This is a genomic window from Streptomyces hundungensis (genome assembly GCF_003627815.1).
GTDB classification, from domain to species: Bacteria; Actinomycetota; Actinomycetes; order Streptomycetales; family Streptomycetaceae; genus Streptomyces; species Streptomyces hundungensis_A.
This window is the reverse complement of record NZ_CP032698.1, coordinates 2,927,739-2,942,936: the sequence shown is the minus strand read 5'-3', so window position 1 is coordinate 2,942,936 and position 15,198 is coordinate 2,927,739. Positions and strand designations below refer to the sequence as shown.

13 protein-coding genes are annotated in these 15,198 nt (G+C 70.4%); 6 read left to right on the top strand and 7 right to left on the bottom strand.

The window, feature by feature from the left end:
* Window positions 1-8 precede the first annotated feature (8 nt).
* Genes DWB77_RS13015 through DWB77_RS13005 form a run of 3 tightly spaced genes read right to left on the bottom strand, consistent with a single transcriptional unit; the run spans window position 9 to window position 2,706 of the window.
* Window positions 9-776: an amino acid ABC transporter ATP-binding protein gene (locus DWB77_RS13015; protein ID WP_053730660.1), complete on the bottom strand. Its 768-nt coding sequence runs from the start codon at window positions 774-776 to the stop codon at window positions 9-11.
* Window positions 777-780: 4 nt separating this feature from the next.
* A complete protein-coding gene (locus DWB77_RS13010) occupies window positions 781-1,716 on the bottom strand; it encodes an amino acid ABC transporter permease (RefSeq protein ID WP_120721428.1) in 936 nt (311 codons plus the stop codon).
* A gap of 27 nt (window positions 1,717-1,743) precedes the next feature.
* Window positions 1,744-2,706 (bottom strand): ABC transporter substrate-binding protein, encoded by a 963-nt coding sequence (locus DWB77_RS13005; RefSeq protein WP_120721427.1) that lies wholly within the window; start codon window positions 2,704-2,706, stop codon window positions 1,744-1,746.
* A 616-nt stretch (window positions 2,707-3,322) separates the two neighbouring features.
* Between DWB77_RS13005 and DWB77_RS13000 the strand changes: the two genes are divergently transcribed.
* From DWB77_RS13000 to DWB77_RS12985, 4 genes are all read left to right on the top strand, one after another.
* A complete protein-coding gene (locus DWB77_RS13000) occupies window positions 3,323-4,540 on the top strand; it encodes an NAD(P)-dependent malic enzyme (protein WP_120721426.1) in 1,218 nt (405 codons plus the stop codon).
* A 144-nt stretch (window positions 4,541-4,684) separates the two neighbouring features.
* The gene (locus DWB77_RS12995; protein WP_120721425.1) at window positions 4,685-5,650 is read left to right on the top strand and encodes a zinc-binding dehydrogenase; all 966 of its coding nucleotides are present in this window, start codon (window positions 4,685-4,687) and stop codon (window positions 5,648-5,650) included.
* A gap of 144 nt (window positions 5,651-5,794) precedes the next feature.
* The gene (locus DWB77_RS12990) at window positions 5,795-6,004 is read left to right on the top strand and encodes an HTH domain-containing protein (RefSeq protein WP_120721424.1); all 210 of its coding nucleotides are present in this window, start codon (window positions 5,795-5,797) and stop codon (window positions 6,002-6,004) included.
* Complete coding sequence (locus DWB77_RS12985) at window positions 6,004-6,555, top strand: Clp protease N-terminal domain-containing protein (RefSeq protein WP_120721423.1); 552 nt, start codon at window positions 6,004-6,006, stop codon at window positions 6,553-6,555. The genes DWB77_RS12990 and DWB77_RS12985 overlap by 1 nt, the downstream gene beginning before the upstream one ends.
* Window positions 6,556-7,329: 774 nt before the next feature.
* Here the strand turns inward: DWB77_RS12985 and DWB77_RS12980 are convergent.
* The gene (locus tag DWB77_RS12980; RefSeq protein WP_120721422.1) at window positions 7,330-8,394 is read right to left on the bottom strand and encodes a PadR family transcriptional regulator; all 1,065 of its coding nucleotides are present in this window, start codon (window positions 8,392-8,394) and stop codon (window positions 7,330-7,332) included.
* Window position 8,395: 1 nt separating this feature from the next.
* Window positions 8,396-9,463 carry a DUF4097 family beta strand repeat-containing protein gene (locus DWB77_RS12975; RefSeq protein WP_120721421.1) on the bottom strand — a complete coding sequence of 356 codons (1,068 nt, stop codon included), beginning with the start codon at window positions 9,461-9,463 and terminating at the stop codon, window positions 8,396-8,398.
* 199 nt (window positions 9,464-9,662) lie between these two features.
* Here DWB77_RS12975 and DWB77_RS12970 point away from each other — a divergent pair, with 199 nt between their 5' ends.
* Window positions 9,663-10,478 (top strand): hypothetical protein, encoded by an 816-nt coding sequence (locus DWB77_RS12970; protein WP_120721420.1) that lies wholly within the window; start codon window positions 9,663-9,665, stop codon window positions 10,476-10,478.
* A 43-nt stretch (window positions 10,479-10,521) separates the two neighbouring features.
* Here the strand turns inward: DWB77_RS12970 and DWB77_RS12965 are convergent, their stop codons facing one another.
* Window positions 10,522-10,707 (bottom strand): DUF6104 family protein, encoded by a 186-nt coding sequence (locus DWB77_RS12965; protein WP_037674049.1) that lies wholly within the window; start codon window positions 10,705-10,707, stop codon window positions 10,522-10,524.
* 127 nt (window positions 10,708-10,834) lie between these two features.
* Between DWB77_RS12965 and DWB77_RS12960 the strand changes: the two genes are divergently transcribed.
* Entirely contained in the window at window positions 10,835-11,038 is a 204-nt protein-coding gene (locus DWB77_RS12960; RefSeq protein WP_120721419.1) for a DUF6191 domain-containing protein, read from the top strand.
* Window positions 11,039-11,139: 101 nt separating this feature from the next.
* Here DWB77_RS12960 and DWB77_RS12955 read toward each other — a convergent pair whose 3' ends face one another.
* The gene (locus tag DWB77_RS12955) at window positions 11,140-14,994 is read right to left on the bottom strand and encodes a multifunctional oxoglutarate decarboxylase/oxoglutarate dehydrogenase thiamine pyrophosphate-binding subunit/dihydrolipoyllysine-residue succinyltransferase subunit (RefSeq protein WP_120721418.1); all 3,855 of its coding nucleotides are present in this window, start codon (window positions 14,992-14,994) and stop codon (window positions 11,140-11,142) included.
* Between the last annotated feature and the right edge of the window lie 204 nt (window positions 14,995-15,198).

Genomic DNA, 15,198 nt, shown 5'->3' with positions numbered 1-15,198 from the left:
GCGCCGGGCTACAGCACCTTCGACAGGAACGACTTCGTCCGGTCGTGCTGAGGGTTGGTCAGAACGTCACGCGGGTTGCCGGCTTCGACCACCACGCCGTCGTCCATGAAGACCAGCGAGTCGCCGACCTCGCGCGCGAAGCCCATCTCGTGGGTGACCACGATCATCGTCATGCCGTCCTCGGCGAGGCCCCGCATGACGTCCAGGACGTCACCCACCAGCTCGGGGTCGAGCGCGGACGTCGGCTCGTCGAAGAGCATCAGCTTCGGCTGCATCGCGAGCGCACGGGCGATCGCCACGCGCTGCTGCTGGCCGCCGGAGAGCTGCGAGGGGTAGTTGCCCGCCTTGTCGGCGAGGCCGACGCGGTCGAGCAGCTTCAGCGCCCGCTCGCGGGCCACCGCCTTGGACTCCCGCTTGACCTGGACCGGCGCCTCCATGACGTTCTCGACGGCCGTCATGTGCGGGAACAGGTTGAAGCGCTGGAAGACCATGCCGATGTCCCGCCGCTTCAGGGCGACTTCGCTGTCCTTGAGCTCGTACAGCTTGTCTCCCTTCTGGCGGTACCCGACCAGATCGCCGTCGACGTAAAGACGCCCGGCGTTGATCTGCTCCAGGTGGTTGATGCACCGCAGGAAGGTCGACTTGCCGGAGCCGGACGGGCCGATCAGGCAGAACACCTCGCCCTCGGCCACCTCCAGGTCGATGCCCTTGAGGATGTGGGCGGGGCCGAACGACTTGTGGACGCCCTCCGCCTTGACCATCGGTTGTGCAGTCATGGGGTCACCGCCGCCACTGGGAGAGGGAGAGCAGGTTCGACTTGATGCGCTCCAGCGGCGTGGGCGGCAGGGCGCGCAGCGAACCACGGGCGAATCGGCGCTCCAGGTAGTACTGGCCGACGCTGAACACGCTGGTCAGGGCCAGGTACCAGATCGATGCCACGAAGAGCATCTCCATCACCGCGAACGAGGTCGCGGCGACGTCCTGGGCACTGCGCAGCAGATCCTGGTACTGGACGGCGACCACCAGCGACGACGTCTTCAGCATGTTGATGAACTCGTTGCCCGTCGGCGGGATGATCACCCGCATCGACTGGGGGAGCACGACGCGGCGCATGGTCTGCATCTGCGTCATGCCGAGCGCGTGCGAAGCCTCGGTCTGGCCCTCGTCCACCGACTGGATGCCGGCCCGGACGATCTCCGCCATGTACGCGCCCTCGTTGAGACCGAGGCCGAGCAGGGCGGCGAGGAAGGGCGTCATGACCGCGGTCATGTAGTCCTTGTAGAACCCGAGGTTGAGGATCGGGAAGATCAGCGCCAGGTTGAACCAGATCAGCAGCTGTACGTAGACCGGGGTGCCGCGGAAGAACCAGATGTACAGCCAGGCGACCGAGCTGGTCACCGGGTTCTTCGAGAGCCGCATCACGGCGAACAGCACGCCGAGGATCAGACCCACGGCCATCGAGACGACGCTGATGAGCACGGTGTGCCACAGGCCGGTCAGGATGCTGGGGTCGAACAGCTTGTCCGTCACGGTCGCCCAGCGCACATTGCCCTGGGCGAACGCGTACCCGAGCGCGCCGAGCACGGCGACGACGACCACGGCGCTGATCCAGCGGCCGTAGTGACGCACCGGGATGGCCCGGATGACGTCCGGGGGGACCTGCTCCGGCGCGGCGTCCGCCGGGCCGGAGGGGGTCTTGTCGAGCTTGTCAGTCACAGCGACTGCCCTTCAGTGGTGCGCGGGTCAGGAGCCGCCGTTGATGGCTGCCTTGGTGACGGCGCCCTGTGCGCCGCCCCACTTGTCGATGGCCGTCTTGTAGGTGCCGTCCGCGATGATCGCGTCCAGCGCGGCCGAGAGGGCGTCCCGCAGCTGGGTGTTCTTTTTGTCCACCGCGATGCCGAAGGGGCCCGCGTCCGACTTGTTGGCGACCGCCTCGAAGTCGGCGCCGCCGCCCGCGGTCTTCGCGATGTACGCGGCCACCGGGGAGTCGTTCAGGTCGGCCACCGCGCCGCCGGCCTTGACGCGGGTCTGCGCCTCGGCGTCGGTGGCGTAGGGCTCGAAGGCCAGCTCGCCCTTGCCGTCCGTCTTGCACTTGGCGGCGAGGTCCTTGGCGGCCTGCTCGTACGTGGTGCCGCGTTGCACGGCGATCTTCTTGCCGCACAGGTCCTCGGTGGACTTGATGCCCTCCGGGTTGCCCTTCTTGACCAGGATGCCGGTGCTCGCGGTGTAGTAGTCGACGAAGTCGACACCCGTACCGGTCTTCTTGCCGTCCTTGTCAAGGCCTTCCTGGCGGGCCTTGGTGTCGCTCACCGACGACATGACCGCGTCGTAGCGGCCGGTCGGCAGCGCGCCGAGCAGGGTGTCGAAGGTGCCGCTGGTGAACTCGAACTTCACGCCGAGCTGCTTGCCGAGGGCCGCGGCGATGTCGGGGTCGATGCCGACGATCTTCTCGCCCTCCTTGAACTCCATGGGGGCGTACGTGGCGTCCGTACCGATCTTGATGACGCCGGCCTTCTGGATGTTCGCGGGGAGCTTGGAGAAGAGCGGGGCGGACTTCGAGGCGCCGCCCGAGGACTCGGGGGCGGAGCCCTTCTTGGTCTGGTCACCGCAGCCGGTGACCAGCAGCGCGCCCGCGACCGCGATCGCGCCGACCGCGGCAATCCGGGACTTGGAGGCGGTCGTGCGGCGGGTGGTGCTTGCGGTCATGGTCGGGTTCCTCCGGCAGATGTTGAGTGGAGTGGCCATGGAGTGCGTACGGCGACGAACGCACAGGTCCTGGGCGGTGTCGGGCACGCATCCTCGGGTGTCTCGACCGCGGTGTGAACCGCGTGTGAAGTCGCATCTTGCCATTCGGACCTCGAAAATCAGGGTCGCAGCCATGTCAAAATCGGATAACGGGTCACCCCCCGAATCCCGAAGGGCCGATATGCCAAGGCCCAGTGGGCCGGACCATGTGCGGGAACCACCCCCGGCGGCCGGAGAATCTCCGGTTCATCTCGCGTTGTGGACGTGTTTCACACCGCGTATCGGAAGTGTCGTGACATCACGCCAAGAGTCGTGTCACGGTACGGAGGCCGCTTGCGACGGAGCGTCGGCGCTGGGCCAATATGGACTCGTCGGCGGACGTCACTGTCCGGTAAGAAGGATCCTTACACCCCTCATCCGGGGCTCAGGGCGCGTGTGCGGCGCGCCCGCGCGTACGTACCTCCTCCCCGCGGGGCGGGCCAACCGCCCTCAGCGGGGCACGTACGCGGGTCCGCCCACCCCTCCTCAACAAGGAGTGGCCACCCTCAACTGATGAAGACTTAAGGGGTACAACAACATGGCAGCGGAGATCGTCAATCCTCGCAGCGACAGCAGCCCGGAGGCTTACGGAGATTCCGTCGACGCCTTCGACCCGGCCTTCGCGCTCCACCGCGGCGGCAAGATGGCCGTGCAGGCCACCGTGCCGATCCGCGACAAGGACGACCTGTCCCTCGCCTACACGCCGGGCGTCGCCAAGGTGTGCAGCGCGATCGCGGAGAACCCGGAGCTGGTCCACGACTACACCTGGAAGTCGCAGGTCGTCGCCGTCGTGACGGACGGCACCGCGGTGCTCGGGCTCGGCGACATCGGCCCGGAGGCGTCCCTCCCGGTCATGGAGGGCAAGGCGATCCTCTTCAAGCAGTTCGGCGGCGTCGACGCGGTTCCGATCGCGCTCGCGACCACGGACACGGACGAGATCATCGAGACCGTGGTCCGGCTCGCCCCGTCCTTCGGTGGGGTGAACCTGGAGGACATCTCCGCCCCCCGCTGCTTCGAGATCGAGCGCCGGCTCCAGGAGGCCCTGGACATCCCGGTCTTCCACGACGACCAGCACGGCACGGCCGTCGTCACCCTGGCCGCCCTGCGCAACGCCGCGAAGCTCACCGGACGCACCCTCGGCGACCTGCGCGCGGTGATCTCCGGAGCCGGCGCGGCCGGTGTCGCCATCGCCAAGTTCCTGCTCGAAGCGGGCCTCGGCGACGTGGCGGTCGCGGACCGCAAGGGCATCGTCAGCAGCGACCGCACCGACCTCACGGACGTCAAGCGCGAACTCGCCGAGCTCACCAACAAGGCGGGCCTGAGCGGCTCCCTGGAGACCGCGCTGGCCGGCGCCGACGTCTTCATCGGCGTCTCCGGCGGTACGGTCCCCGAGCCCGCGGTCGCCTCCATGGCGCCGGGCGCCTTCGTCTTCGCGATGGCCAACCCGAACCCCGAGGTGCACCCCGACATCGCGCACAAGTACGCGTCCGTCGTGGCCACCGGCCGCTCGGACTACCCGAACCAGATCAACAACGTCCTCGCCTTCCCCGGCATCTTCGCGGGCGCCCTCCAGGTCCGGGCCTCCCGGATCACCGAAGGCATGAAGATCGCCGCGGCGAACGCGCTGGCCGACGTCGTGGGCGACCAGCTCGCCGCGGACTACGTCATCCCGTCCCCGTTCGACGAGCGGGTCGCCCCCGCGGTCACGGCGGCGGTGGCGGCCGCGGCCCGCGCCGAGGGCGTGGCCCGCCGGTAGTCACCGGGAGCCGCCGTTCGTACGGAGCCGTGCCGGGCCCTCCTCGAGGGGCCGGGCACGGCTTTCGCCGTTCGTCCCGGCGTGCGGGGCGTCACAGCCGTGGGAGGTTCCGGCGGCCGGGCCGCGCACCCTAAGGTCAGGGCCATGTTCGCCGCATACGCCGCCCGCATCGACCGTGACCAGCCGCTCAGCGGCCTTGAGTTGGGGGAGCGCCCGGCCCCCGAGGTACGCCCCGGCTGGAGCCTGATCGACGTACGGGCCGCCTCCCTCAACCACCACGACGTGTGGTCGCTGCGCGGGGTCGGGATCACCGAGGACAAGCTGCCGATGATCCTCGGCTGCGACGCGGCCGGCGTCGACCAGGACGGCAACGAGGTCGTCCTGCACTCGGTGATCGGCCAGAGCGGACACGGGGTCGGCCCCACCGAGGGCCGCTCGATCCTCACCGAGAAGTACCAGGGCACCTTCGCCGAGCAGGTCGCCGTGCCCACCTGGAACGTCCTGCCCAAGCCGAAGGGGATGAGCTTCGCGGAGGCCGCCTGTCTGCCCACGGCGTGGCTGACGGCGTACCGGATGCTGTTCACCAACGCCGGGGTGCGGCCCGGGGATTCGGTCCTGGTGCAGGGGGCCGGCGGCGGTGTCGCCACGGCCGCGATCGTGCTGGGCAAGGCCGCGGGCCTACGGGTCTTCGCCACCAGCCGCGACGAGCACAAGCGCCGGCGGGCCGTGGAGCTGGGCGCGGTCGAGGCGTACGAGTCCGGGGCGCGGCTGCCGGAGCGTGTCGACGCGGTGATCGAGACGGTGGGGGCCGCGACGTGGTCGCACTCGGTCAAGTCGCTGCGTCCCGGCGGCACCCTGGTCATCTCGGGCGCCACCAGCGGCGACCGCCCCGCGCACGCCGAACTGACCCGCATCTTCTTCCTGGAGCTCAAGGTCGTCGGCTCGACGATGGGCACCAAGGACGAGCTGGAGGATCTGCTGGCGTTCTGCTCGGCGACGGGCGTACGTCCCGTGATCGACGAGGTGCTGCCGCTGGACCGGGCGCGGGAGGGCTTCGAGAAGGTGGCGGCGGGGGATGTGTTCGGGAAGGTGGTTCTCACCACGGGGTGAGACGGGTGAGACCCGCCTGACGGCCCTTGGTCGCGGTTCCGTGTGTACGTCGACGCGGGGCCGCGGCCTTTCGTTTGCGCACCCCCGCCCCGCCCTTGTCAACGTTGGTTGACGGATCGGGTCTGTCAACGTAAATTGACATGCATGACCGAGGCCACCGATCTCGCCGCACGGGCCGGCGACCGCGACCCGAGGATCGGACTGCGAGCCGTCGCCGCGCTGCGCCGGCTCCTGGAGCAGCTCGAATCCGTCCAGGTGCGAAGCGCCCGTAACCAGGGCTGGTCATGGCAGGAGATCGCCACCGAGCTGGGGATCAGCCGTCAGGCCGTCCACAAGAAGCACGGGAGGAATTGATGTTCGAGCGGTTTACGGTGCATGCGCGCGGGGTGGTGACGGGTGCGGTCGAGCACGCGTCGCGGGCCGGGTCCCCGGTGGTGACCGAGGAACACCTGCTCCTGGCCCTGCTCGATCGCGAGGGCACCAAGGCGGCCTTCGCGCTCGCGTCCCTCGGGGTCACCGACCGCCGCGCAGAGCTCATCGAGGCGCTGGCCGCCGCGCGGCGACGGGGCGGCCTGTCCAAGGCGGACACGGCGGCCCTGTCCGAACTCGGCATCTCCGTCGAGGAGATCGTCGCGAGGGTGGAACAGACCCACGGCCCCGGCGCGCTGGCCGACGCCCCCCGGGGCAAGGCGTGGCCCTCGGGTCGGCCCTCCTTCACGAAGGAGTCGAAGAAGGTCCTGGAGAGGGCGCTGCGGATCGCGCTGGCGCGCAAGCAGAAGCACATCGGGGATGAGCATCTGCTGCTCGCGGTTGCGGCGGGGGTGGGGGTGGTGGGGGAGGTGCTTGCGGAGTTCGGGGGGACGTATGGGGGTGTGGAGGGGGTGCTGTCCCTGCGGGCCGCCTGAGCGGCGGGCCTTTCTGCGCAGTTCCCCGCGCCCCTTGACCCCCTCGATCCTGCGGGCCGCCTGAGCGGCGGGCCTTTCTGCGCAGTTCCCCGCGCCCCTTGACCCCCTCGATCCTGCGGGCCGCTGATGCCTGGCCGCGCAGTTCCTCGCGCCCCTGAACCCCCTCTCGACCCTGCGGGCCGTGCCCCCTTCTCGCGCAGTTCCCCGCGCCCCTGAAAACCCGCTTTCGCCTGCGGGCCGTGCGGGGCTGGTCGCGCAGTTCCCCGCGCCCCTGAAACCCGCCGTCGTGTGCGGGTCGGGGTCGCTTCTCGCGCAGTTCCCCGCGCCCCTGAAAAACCCGTTTTCGTCTGCGGGCCGCGCGGGGCTGGTCGCGCAGTTCCTCGCGCCCCTCAAAACCCGCCGTCGTGTGCGGACCGTGGTCGCTTCTCGCGCAGTTCCTCGCGCCCCCAAAGCCCGTTTCGTCTGCGGGTCGCGGGTGGCTGGTCGCGCAGTTCCCCGCGCCCCTAAGTGCTCGGTGCTGGCCCGCACACGCCACCTCAGCTTGTAACTGCTCGGTGCTGGCCAGCGCAGGCATCTTCAGCCTGTCCGGCGATTGAGGACGAGCGCCGTTCAGGCGCGATCGGGGTCTGGGGCGGAGCCCCAGGAGGCCCGGGCCATCCAACCCTGCGCCTACGGGCGGGTGGGTGGGCGAGGTGCCCCAGGGGGCCGGTACCGACCAACCCGCTGCACGGGCGGGTGGGTGGGTGGGCAGCGCCGGGGGGCACCCCCAAAGCCCTACGCGCGCGGGGGCCGCAACGCCGACCCGATGCGGACCGCCGCCTCGGCCAAGTGCCCGCGCGCCTCCGCGAGCTGCGCCGACGTCACCCCGTGATCCCGGGCCGCATCCCGAATGTCGTCCCGGAACCGGTCGAGCAGCCGGTCGAGATCCCGCGCCGGGTCCCCGGACGGCTCCTCCCGCGCCCACTCCGGCCCGGTCCCACCCCCGGCATCCGGCTTGCCGAGATCCACCCGCTCGACGGTGACGTCCGCTGCGGCGGCACCGCCCTCGGAGGCCGGACCCGAACCCGGGGCCGTGCTCGGCCCGAACCCGAACCGCCCCAACTCCTTGGTGATCTCCGCGAGCCCCTCGCGCACCCCCGTCGGCCAATCGCCCCGCGCGAAGTGCTCCTGCACCTGCCGCTGTACGTCCCGGGCGACCCGCTGCATCTCCTCGCGCGCCTTCTCCTGGGCCTCCTTGGCCTGCCGACGCGCTTGCTGGGCCTCGTCGCGGGCCCGCCGGGACTCGTCCTTCGCCCGGCGCGCCTGCTCCTTCCACTCCTGCTTCGCCCGCTTGAACTCCTCCTTCGCCTGCTGCCAGGCCTCCCCGTCGCCCCACGCGTTGTCGAAGAAGTCGGACGCCTCGGGGAACCCCTTCCGGGCACCTCGGCCGGCGCCGGCCGAGGCCTGCCCCGTACGGGCTTCGCGCGCCGCGCGGCGCATGTCCTCGCGCAGGCTGCCCGCCGCACCCCGTACGTCGTCGCGGATCTCGGCGGCGAGTTCGGAGACGGAATCGCGGATCTCCAGCTCCAGGTCGGCGAGTTCACCGCCCCGGCCCGCCAATTCGGCGCGGCCGGCGTCGGTGATCGAGTAGACCTTGCGGCCGCCCTCGGTGGTGTGCGTGACGAGCCCCTCGGCCTCCAGTTTGGCGAGCCGCGGGTAGACCGTGCCGGCGCTGGGCGCGTACAGCCCCTGGAAGCGTTCTTCGAGCAGACGGATCACCTCGTACCCGTGGCGCGGGGCCTCGTCGAGCAGATTGAGGAGGTAGAGGCGGAGGCGGCCGTGGGCGAAGACGGGGGGCATGTCAGAGCACCTTCTTGGTCGGATCGGCCGAACTGGCAGAACTGTCCGGCCCGGCCGAACCGTCCGGACCGGTCGAGTCGGTCGCGCTCGCCCAACTGTCAGGGCCCGGCCAACTGTCAGGGGCCCCCGCACCGTCAGGGCCCGCCGAGCTGTCAGGGCCGGCCGAACCTCCCGAGCCGGCCGAACCTCCCGAGCCCGCCGAACCTCCCGGGCCCCCCGCCCCGGCAGGCGGCTCCTCCTGCGTCGGCCGTCGCAACAGCGCGATGGACCCGGAAACCGTCGTCGCCCTGAGCGTCCCGTTGCCCGCCCCCAACGTGCCGGTGATCTTCTTCGTGCCCCACTGCCCGCTGACCCGCAGGTCCTCGAACGCGCTGGAGACGGTCCCGCTCGCGGTGTTCGCCTCGACCTGCGCGTCGGCCGGGTGCGGCAGCCGGATGGCGACCTCGCCGGAGACCGTGGTCAGCCGGATGTCGGTGGCCTGCGCGCCGGGGTCGAGGTCGAGCAGCATGTCGCCGCTCACCGACTCCGCCGCCACGCAGCGCCCGGCCCCCTCGACGACCGTCAGATCGCCGGAGACCGACTTGAAGCGGAGGTCACCGGTGACGGCCTGGGCCTCCAGGTTGCCGGTGACGCTCTCGGCCCGGACCGGGCCCGCGAGCTTGACGAGAGTCGTGTCGCCGCTGACGCCGCGTACCTCCGTACGCCCCCGGATCCCGGAGACCACGGAGCCCGCGCCGACCGTGCCGACCTCGACGTCCGCGTCGGCGGGCACGGCGAGCGAGACCACCGCGCTGCGGTTCCAGCCCTTGCGGTCGAGCCATTTGAGGAAGCCGCGCCAGGGCAGATCCTCGTAGCCGACGGTGAGCGTGGAGCCGTCGCGCGTCACGATCAGCGGCGGTCCTTCGACCGAGGAGACCTCCAGGCGGGCGGAACTTTCCTCGGTACCGACGACGTTCACCGTTCCGTTGACGATGCGCACCTGGAGCTTCGTCACCGGCCCGCCGTGCCCGCCGTGCTCGTCGAAGGTGAGCTTCCGCGGCTCTGGGACGGCCCACGTGGACTCGGACATGTGCTGACCTCCTGGCACTGCGACCGGATACTCCAAGACGCAACATATCGCGTCTCTCGCTAGACACGATATATCGCGCTTGGGGAAAGTCAAGGCGGCGTCGGACGGCCGGTCGGCGCGGGCTCCCTTCGAGCCGTCCCTCCCCCAATCGCCTACGAACATGGGCAAATGGGGCTCATTATGACCTAGCGTAGGGATCATGTCCGTCCCCGATGCCGCCGCCGGAGCACTGCTCCTCTGCCGCGCCGAACCCCCGATGGTCCGCCCGGTCGCCCATCTGCTGCGCGAACGGATGCTGCTGGCGTCGGCCGGCACCGGCTGGAGCGTGATCGTCCCCGCGGACAAGCCCTGGCAGGCCGGTGCGGGGCCCGTCGACGAGGTGCTCGCGGGCTGGGCGGGCGCGCTCGCGATCGGGGTCGGCTCGCCCGCCATCGCCCTGTGGTGGGACGACTCCCAGGCCGGCTACACCCTGGCCTCGGGCTTCCGTCGTACGGTCGGCTACGTCTGGCTGGCCGACGGCACTCCGGTCGGCGAGGGCGAGGCGATGCGTACGTTCGCGGCCCGGCTCGGCCTCGATCCCGTACACGACAGGGAGGCGCTGGACGCCCTGACCCTCCCCGACCCCGCCGCCGACGCCCGCGCCCGGCTCCTCGGCCTGCTCGCGGTCCTGGCCCGCACGGGAGTCGCCCTGCCCGCCGGGCTCACCCCGGGCGAACCCACCGACCGGCTGCGTTCGGTGGCCGCCGCGCTCGGCGCCGAGCCGATCGAATGGTCCGGCTGGCGCGACGCCGTGCGCGCCGAACTCGACGCGGTGGAGGACAGCCCCCTCGGCCCCTGGGTGCGCGGCCCCAAGGCCCGCCTGCTCGGCACCGCCCAACTGGCCGCGGGCCTCCCGCTCACCGCCTGGGGCCTCGCCCGCCGCAGCGGCGGCTGGACCACAGCGGGCGCGATCCTGGTCGCCCACGGCGTCCTGGGCCTCGTCTACGACCGGATGCGGGCCCGCCCGACCGTCTGACGCGTATTACGTGTTCCCGCCCGGCCCCGGACCGGGTCCCGGGTCACTCCTCGTCGTCGTCCTCGTCATCGAGCCGCGCCAGCCACGTGGCGAGCCGCTCGACCGGCACCTCGAAGTCCGGGTTGAGGTCGACGAAGGTACGCAGCTGCTCGGCGAGCCACTCGAAGGTGACCTCCTCCTCGCCGCGCCGCTTCTCCAGTTCCTCGATGCCGCGGTCGGTGAAGTACACAACTTGCTCCTGGGACGTACCGGATGTTCGGCCCCAGCGTATCCGGGCTCCGAAGCGCGTTACGTTGGACGGACGGGCCATACGGACGGCACGGCATGGCACGGCACGGCTGACGGAGGTGGCTTCGATGTTCGGTGGGCTCGACGAGCTCTTCGCGCCCGCGCGGCGGCACACGGAAGAGGAGCGCCGGCGTCAGGAGATCACCCTCGACGAGGTCGGCGACTCCGACCCCGGGCGCGGCCCCATAGACCTGGCCGGCGGCAGTGTCGTCATACGCGTGCCCCCGCCGCCCCAGCACCCCGACAGAGACGCCGACGACAGCGACGGCTGACGGCCGATACGCCGAAGGGCCCGGCATCCCCATGGTGCGGGGATGCCGGGCCCTTCGTGTGCGTACCTACTTCGTGTGCGTACCTGCGCCTCGCGGAGCGCTTACGCCTCGAAGACCTCGTTCACCAGCTGCTCCTGCTCCTGCTCGTGACGCTTCTTCGAGCCCACCGCCGGGGACGAGCCGTGCGGGCGCGAGATGCGGCGCAGGCGCTCGCCGTGCGGCACGTCCGCGCCGACGGCCAGGTCCAGGTGGTCGATCAGGTTGAGCGCGATGAACGGCCAGGCACCCTGGTTCGCCGGCTCCTCCTGGGCCCACAGGTACTTCTCGGCGTTCGGGAACTTGGCGATCTCCGCCTGGAGCTCGGCACCCGGCAGCGGGTACAGGCGCTCGATGCGGATGATCGCCGTGTCCTTCGCGCCGCGCTTGTCGCGCTCCGCGGCCAGGTCGTAGTAGACCTTGCCCGCGCAGAAGACGACCTTGCGGACCGCGTTCGCGTCCACGTGCTCGTCGCCGATCACCGGGCGGAAGCCTCCGCTGGTGAACTCCTCGGCCTTCGACGCCGCCGCCTTCAGACGCAGCATCGACTTCGGGGTGAAGACGATGAGCGGCTTGTGGTGCGGGTTGTGGACCTGCCAGCGCAGCAGGTGGAAGTAGTTCGACGGCAGCGTCGGCATGGCGACCGTCATGTTGTTCTGCGCGCACATCTGGAGGAAGCGCTCCGGGCGGGCGGACGAGTGGTCCGGGCCCTGGCCCTCGTAGCCGTGCGGGAGCAGCAGGGTGACGCCGGAGGTCTGGCCCCACTTCTGCTCGGCCGAGGAGATGAACTCGTCCACGACCGTCTGGGCGCCGTTGACGAAGTCGCCGAACTGCGCCTCCCACATCACCAGGGACTCGGGACGGGCCAGCGAGTAGCCGTACTCGAAGCCCATCGCCGCGTACTCGGAGAGCAGCGAGTCGTAGACGTTGTACCGCGCCTGGTCCTCGGACAGGTACATCAGCGGGGTGTAGTCCTCGCCCGTCACCTGGTCGACCAGGACCGCGTGGCGCTGGCCGAAGGTGCCGCGGCGGGTGTCCTGGCCGGAGAGCCGGACCGGGACGCCCTCCATGAGCAGCGAACCGATGGCCAGGGTCTCGCCCATGCCCCAGTCGATCGTGCCGTCGTCGACGGAGGAGGCGCGGCGCTGCATCTGCGGCATCAGACGCGGGTGAACGGTGATCCGCTCCGGGATGTTCACCTGCGACTCGGCGATGCGCTTCACGGCCTCCTGGGAGACCGCCGTGTTGACCGCGACCGGGAACTCCGCCTGGTGGTCGGACGAGTGGATCTCGCCCGGCGCCGAGGTGGCCTCGCGGACCTCCGCGAACACCTTCTCCAGCTGGCCCTGGAAGTCCTGGAGCGCCTGCTCGGCCTCTTCCAGGGTGATGTCGCCGCGACCGATGAGCGACTCGGTGTACAGCTTGCGCACCGAGCGCTTCTTGTCGATCAGGTTGTACATCTGCGGGTTGGTGAACTGCGGGTTGTCGCCCTCGTTGTGACCGCGGCGGCGGTAGCAGATGAGGTCGATCACGACGTCCTTGTTGAACGTCTGGCGGAACTCGAAGGCGAGCCGCGCGACGCGGACCACGGCCTCCGGGTCGTCACCGTTCACGTGGATGATCGGCGCCTCGATCATGCGGGCCACGTCGGTGGCGTACATGGAGGAGCGCGACGACTCCGGGGCGGCGGTGAAGCCGACCTGGTTGTTGATGACGATGTGCACCGTGCCACCGGTGCGGTAGCCGCGCAGCTGCGACATGTTGAGGGTCTCGGCGACGACACCCTGTCCCGCGAAGGCCGCGTCACCGTGCAGGGCGACCGGCAGGACGGTGAAGTCCGTGCCGCCCTTGTTGATGACGTCCTGCTTGGCGCGGGCGACACCCTCCAGGACCGGGTCGACCGCCTCCAGGTGCGAGGGGTTGGCGACGAGCGAGACCTTGATCTGCTCGCCGTCCAGACCGGTGAAGGTGCCCGACGCGCCCAGGTGGTACTTCACGTCGCCGGAGCCGTGCATCGACTTCGGGTCGAGGTTGCCCTCGAACTCGCGGAAGATCTGCGCGTACGACTTGCCGACGATGTTGGCGAGCACGTTCAGGCGGCCGCGGTGGGCCATGCCGATGACGACCTCGTCCAGACGCGACTCGGCGGCGCTGTCGATGACCGCGTCGAGCAGCGGGATGACCGACTCGCCGCCCTCGAGCGAGAAGCGCTTCTGGCCGACGTACTTGGTCTGGAGGAACGTCTCGAACGCCTCCGCGGCGTTGAGGCGGCGCAGGATGCGCAGCTGCTCCTCGCGCTCCGGCTTGGAGTGCGAGCGCTCGACGCGGTCCTGGATCCACTTGCGCTGCTTGGGGTCCTGGATGTGCATGAACTCGATGCCGGTGGTGCGGCAGTACGAGTCGCGCAGCACGCCGAGGACGTCGCGCAGCTTCATCAGGGTCTTGCCGGCGAAGCCGCCGACCGCGAACTCCCGCTCCAGGTCCCACAGGGTGAGGCCGTGCTCGGTGATGTCCAGGTCGGGGTGCTTGCGCTGGCGGTACTCCAGCGGGTCGGTGTCGGCCATGACGTGGCCGCGGACCCGGTAGGAGTGGATCAGCTCGAAGACGCGGGCGGCCTTGGTGACGTCGTCGTCGTGCGAGGCGTCGATGTCCTTGAGCCAGCGGACCGGCTCGTAGGGGATGCGCAGCGCCTCGAAGATGTCGTCGTAGAAGCCGTCGTCACCGAGGAGCAGGTTGGCCACGATGCGCAGGAACTCGCCCGACGCGGCGCCCTGGATGACGCGGTGGTCGTACGTCGAGGTGAGGGTCATCACCTTCGAGATGCCCAGCTTGTTCAGGGTGTCCTGCGAGGTGCCCTGGAACTCGGCCGGGTAGTCCATCGAGCCGACGCCCATGATGACCGACTGACCGGGCATCAGACGCGGCACGGAGTGGACGGTGCCGAGGCCGCCGGGGTTGGTCAGCGAGACGGTGACGCCCGTGAAGTCGTCCATCGTCAGCTTGTTGTTCCGGGCCCGGCGCACGATGTCCTCGTACGCCTGCCAGAACTCGAAGAAGTTGAGCGTCTCGGCCTTCTTGATGCCGGCGACGACGAGCTGGCGGTCGCCGTTGGGCTTCACCAGGTCGATGGCGAGGCCGAAGTTGACGTGCTCCGGCTTGACCAGGGTCGGCTTGCCGTCCTTCTCGACGAACGCGTAGTTCATCGACGGCATGGCCTTGATCGCCTGCACCATCGCGTACCCGATGAGGTGGGTGAAGGAGACCTTCCCGCCCCGGGCGCGCTTGAGGTGGTTGTTGATGACGATGCGGTTGTCGAACAGGAGCTTCACCGGGACGGCGCGCACGGACGTGGCCGTGGGCATCTCCAGCGAGGCGTTCATGTTCTTGGCGACCGCGGCGGCGGGGCCGCGCAGCGTCACGTACTCCGGGCCGGCCGGAGCCTCGGTCGCCCCAGCGGGCTGCGCGGCGGCAGCCGCTCCGGTGGAGCCGGTGCTCGCACCGGGCTTTGCGGCGGGAGCGGCGGCGGCCGCGGGCTTCGCCGGAGCCGGGGCCTTCGCCGGGGCGGCGGCCTGGGCCGGAGCCTTGGCCGGTGCCGGGGTGGTGGCCGCGGCGGCGGGGGCCGGGACGGCCTGGGCCGGGGCGGCGGGCGCGGCCGGAGCGGCGGCGGCAGGCGCAGCCCCCGCGGCTGCGGCTGCGGTGGGAGCACCCTGAACAGGGTTGTCCGCCGTGCCGGTGGCTCCCGGCTTGTAGTCGGCGAAGAAGTCCCACCAGGCACGGTCGACCGAATTGGGGTCCTGGAGGTACTGCTGATAGATCTCGTCGACGAGCCACTCATTGGCACCAAAGCCGGCCGCAGGGTTCTTGCCCTGCCCGTCTTGGTCGGTCGAGACGCTCGAATTACTGGGGGACTGAGACGACACGGCGGTAACCGCCCTCTTCCGCTTCACAAGGTGATGGACAGCGGAAATAAAGGCTACGCCTCCCTGGCCTGGACGTGCAGGCCGGGCATGCCACAGTCGCGTAAGTCACATCGCAACCCTGGTTTCAGGGCGCGAAATGGCGGGAAACAAGCGTGGTTCCGCTGCTGCGCGACCCGCTCCGGGTACGCGGCAGTGCGAGTACGG

Excerpts from the sequence above, each read along its gene's own strand:
- DWB77_RS13015 (WP_053730660.1), bottom strand. The coding sequence starts at position 776 with ATGACTGCACAACCGATGGTCAAGGCGGAGGGCGTCCACAAGTCGTTC.
- DWB77_RS13005 (WP_120721427.1), bottom strand. The coding sequence starts at position 2,706 with ATGACCGCAAGCACCACCCGCCGCACGACCGCCTCCAAGTCCCGGATT.
- DWB77_RS13000 (WP_120721426.1), top strand. The coding sequence starts at position 3,323 with ATGGCAGCGGAGATCGTCAATCCTCGCAGCGACAGCAGCCCGGAGGCT.
- DWB77_RS12995 (WP_120721425.1), top strand. The coding sequence starts at position 4,685 with ATGTTCGCCGCATACGCCGCCCGCATCGACCGTGACCAGCCGCTCAGC.
- DWB77_RS12990 (WP_120721424.1), top strand. The coding sequence starts at position 5,795 with ATGACCGAGGCCACCGATCTCGCCGCACGGGCCGGCGACCGCGACCCG.
- DWB77_RS12985 (WP_120721423.1), top strand. The coding sequence starts at position 6,004 with ATGTTCGAGCGGTTTACGGTGCATGCGCGCGGGGTGGTGACGGGTGCG.
- DWB77_RS12980 (WP_120721422.1), bottom strand. The coding sequence starts at position 8,394 with ATGCCCCCCGTCTTCGCCCACGGCCGCCTCCGCCTCTACCTCCTCAAT.
- DWB77_RS12975 (WP_120721421.1), bottom strand. The coding sequence starts at position 9,463 with ATGTCCGAGTCCACGTGGGCCGTCCCAGAGCCGCGGAAGCTCACCTTC.
- DWB77_RS12970 (WP_120721420.1), top strand. The coding sequence starts at position 9,663 with ATGTCCGTCCCCGATGCCGCCGCCGGAGCACTGCTCCTCTGCCGCGCC.
- DWB77_RS12960 (WP_120721419.1), top strand. The coding sequence starts at position 10,835 with ATGTTCGGTGGGCTCGACGAGCTCTTCGCGCCCGCGCGGCGGCACACG.